This is a genomic window from uncultured Olegusella sp. (genome assembly GCF_947253395.1).
Classification (GTDB): Bacteria; Actinomycetota; Coriobacteriia; order Coriobacteriales; family Atopobiaceae; genus Olegusella.
The window spans coordinates 1-2,945 of record NZ_CAMXYY010000154.1 but is presented as its reverse complement, the minus strand read 5'-3'; the positions used below and the strand labels follow the sequence as shown (position 1 = coordinate 2,945).

At 48.0% G+C, this 2,945-nt stretch carries 3 protein-coding genes; 1 reads left to right on the top strand and 2 read right to left on the bottom strand.

Features of this window, described 5'->3' with window-relative positions; all coding sequences use genetic code 11:
- Positions 1-1,960, top strand: a 1,960-nt coding sequence (locus Q0X25_RS08250; RefSeq protein WP_298581150.1) for a heavy metal translocating P-type ATPase, incomplete at its 5' end; no start/stop codon positions are given.
- A 71-nt stretch (positions 1,961-2,031) separates the two neighbouring features.
- Here the strand turns inward: Q0X25_RS08250 and Q0X25_RS08245 are convergent.
- Positions 2,032-2,661 (bottom strand): class I SAM-dependent methyltransferase, encoded by a 630-nt coding sequence (locus Q0X25_RS08245; RefSeq protein ID WP_298581148.1) that lies wholly within the window; start codon positions 2,659-2,661, stop codon positions 2,032-2,034.
- A gap of 40 nt (positions 2,662-2,701) precedes the next feature.
- A partial coding sequence (locus Q0X25_RS08240) for a hypothetical protein (protein ID WP_298581145.1) occupies positions 2,702-2,945 on the bottom strand: 244 nt, incomplete at its 5' end.

The window sequence follows — 2,945 nt, the reverse complement described above, 5'->3', positions numbered from 1 at the left end:
GATATTGGTTACGGGTAGTCCTGCTGCTCGTGATGCCGTATTGGCGACAGTTGATGATCTCAATACGCTCAGTTTGCCTCGGAAGGCAGATGAGGGTGAGCTGTCCATGGCAGTGGCGGACAACGATTTTGCCCTGCAAACGGGCAATCTTGTTGTGCATCGCCTACTATGCAGGCTATTTCTCCCACGACCCATCGGATATGCGATGATTGCGCTTCGCGCTATACCTCGCATTTGGGAGGGTCTGAGGCGACTGGCAAAAGGTGAGTTGACTGTTGAGGTTCTTGATGCAACAGCAATTACTGTGTCGCTTTTGCGCGGTGCATTCGCTGATGCTTCCACTGTTATTTTTCTACTTGGCCTCTCTGATATCCTGCAGGAACATATACAGAGACGCGCTCGCATTGCTTTGGCAGATGGACTTTTCACCCGTGCTGAGACCGTGTGGCGAATTATAGATGGTATTGACGTTGAAGTCTCGCTTGCAGATGTGCGCGAGGGTCATATTTTGCATATTCGTAGCGGTCAGGTCTTGCCTGTTGACGGCTTTATTGTGGCAGGAGAAGGTGAGCTTAACGAGGCAAGTATGACTGGCGAGTCTCGTCCTGTACATAAGGATAGGGGTATTACCGTTTATGCCGGCACAGCGCTTGAGGATGGTGACCTGCAGGTACAAGTAACAGCACCTCCAGGACGTGCGCGTATTGACCAGCTTGTCTCGATGGTAGAAAGCTCATCAGAGCTGAAAGCTGCAAGCCAAAGTCGTGCAGAACGACTTGCTGATGCACTTGTACCCTGGAGCTTTGCTGCATTTTTTGGTGTTTTGGCATACACGCGCAATTTCGTACGGGCTATGTCTGTGCTCATGGTGGACTACTCCTGTGCAATTAAAATTTCCACGCCTATTGCGGTGATGAGTGCGATGAAAGAGGCAGCTGACCGTAATGTGATTGTTAAGGGTGGCAAATACCTTGAAGCACTTGCGGCTGCTGATGTAATTGTTTTTGATAAGACAGGCACGCTTACCGTGGCAGAACCACGTGTCAAGCGGGTGTTGACATGCGCAGATGTAGATGAAGATACTCTGCTGCGCTATGCCGCTTGCGTTGAGGAACATTACCCCCACAGCGTAGCACGCGCTATTGTGCGCGAAGCAAAGCTACGCGGGCTACATCATGAACGAGAACTGCACGCTGAGGTGCGTTATGTGATAGCGCATGGCATCTCAACAACGATAGATGGTCAGGACACATTGATTGGGTCAGCCCATTTTATATTCGAAGATGAAGGAGTGCCACGCAACGAAGATTTGCTCAAACGGATTATTTGCGAGGAGCCAGACAGCTCTCACATTTATGTGTCAATGGCTGGTCGTTTGCTGGGTGCCATCTGTGTTTCTGATCCCTTGCGCCTCGAAGCAACTGAGGTTATTCGCCAGTTGCGGCTCTTAGGTATCAAGGATGTTGTGATGCTTACAGGGGATTCCAAGTACTGTGCTGCTACGGTTGCCGCAGAACTTGGTATTGACCACTATTATGCTCAGGTACTTCCCGAGGATAAGAGCGATTTTGTACAGCAGCTACGCGATGAAGGCCATGTCGTGGTAATGGTTGGTGATGGTATTAATGACTCACCTGCACTGGCGGCGGCAAATGTATCGGTAGCTCTTGCTGATGCAAGTGATATTGCGCGTGCCGTAGCGGATGTCTCAGTGCACGGCTCTTCCCTTGAGTCTCTTGTTGAGTTGCGAGTACTCTCGCAGCGACTTATGCAACGCATCCACCGTAAGTATCACTTTATTGTCATGTTCAACTCTGCGCTCATCGCACTTGGTGTGGCGCAGTTTATTACCATTACTACTGCTGCCTTTCTACATAATGCCTCGACACTTGCGGTTGCGACTCATAATGTGACTCCGCTGCTGCGGACTCAGCCGTCGCAAAAGCGTTTATCTGATTAACAAGGTTTGCCAGCAGATCAATCGCTCATATATATTGAGGAAGTATTTTTGAGTGGACTGAGGCTGAAAGCTTAGCTTTGGGGCATACGCGCAGAAGAGCTTGATGAGATACATTCGCAATAGAGAAGAGGTATCCGAGCATATAGCGTCGTAAAGTGCTGTATCTGCCAGCCATTATCTGCAAGAAATGTCATGTAGTCTGCTGCAGTCCACTGCTGCTCAAATGTAACGCCAGCAATTTCGAGAATACGTGTCCACAACCTAGCTTTCTGCTTGCCCTCACGCGCAACAAAGTTAGGCGCTACAAGTAAGCCGCCAGTTTTGAGTACACGATCTATTTCCGCAAGTACCCTCTCGGGGGCAGGGATTATATGCAGTGCATTTGCTATAACAACAACATCAAACGTATTATCTTCAAATGGCAGATCCACGGCGTTTGCAACCATAAAACTGAGATTTGCAGGTATCGTACCTTTTTGTGCTTCATGAATCATGCCTGAAGAATAATCTGTTGCTACAACCTTGTGGGCTGATGGTGCAATGTGCTTTGCGAGCTGTCCTGGACCACAGGCGATTTCTAATACATCTTTGTTCTCAACCAGTTGAGCAATGCGCGTATATATTGTCTCGAAAAGATGTTTTTCAGACCTCAATGCCAAGTTATAAATCGGTGCAAACCGATCCCAAGTCTTTTGATTCATACTAAACTCCTTATAGTTAGATAAGACTAACTATAATATGCTAGTCGATTTCTTGTAATTTTGGCGTACAAATCTGTAAGCAAAACCATCCCAATCGTTGCAACCTCAGGTTGCAACGATTTTTTCTTACCCCATCTACCTGGGAGTTTTCAAGAATATGCAGGTAGATTGCTTGTGTTGCAACCTCAGGTTGCAACGATTTGCTCATCCCCCAACAGGGATCTGCCACCTTGCTACCATACCTACCTGTTGCAACCTCAAGTCGCAACGATTTTTTCTTACCC

Bases quoted from the DNA above. Each gene is read 5' to 3' on its own strand.
- Q0X25_RS08245 (WP_298581148.1), bottom strand. From the start codon at position 2,661: ATGAATCAAAAGACTTGGGATCGGTTTGCACCGATTTATAACTTGGCA.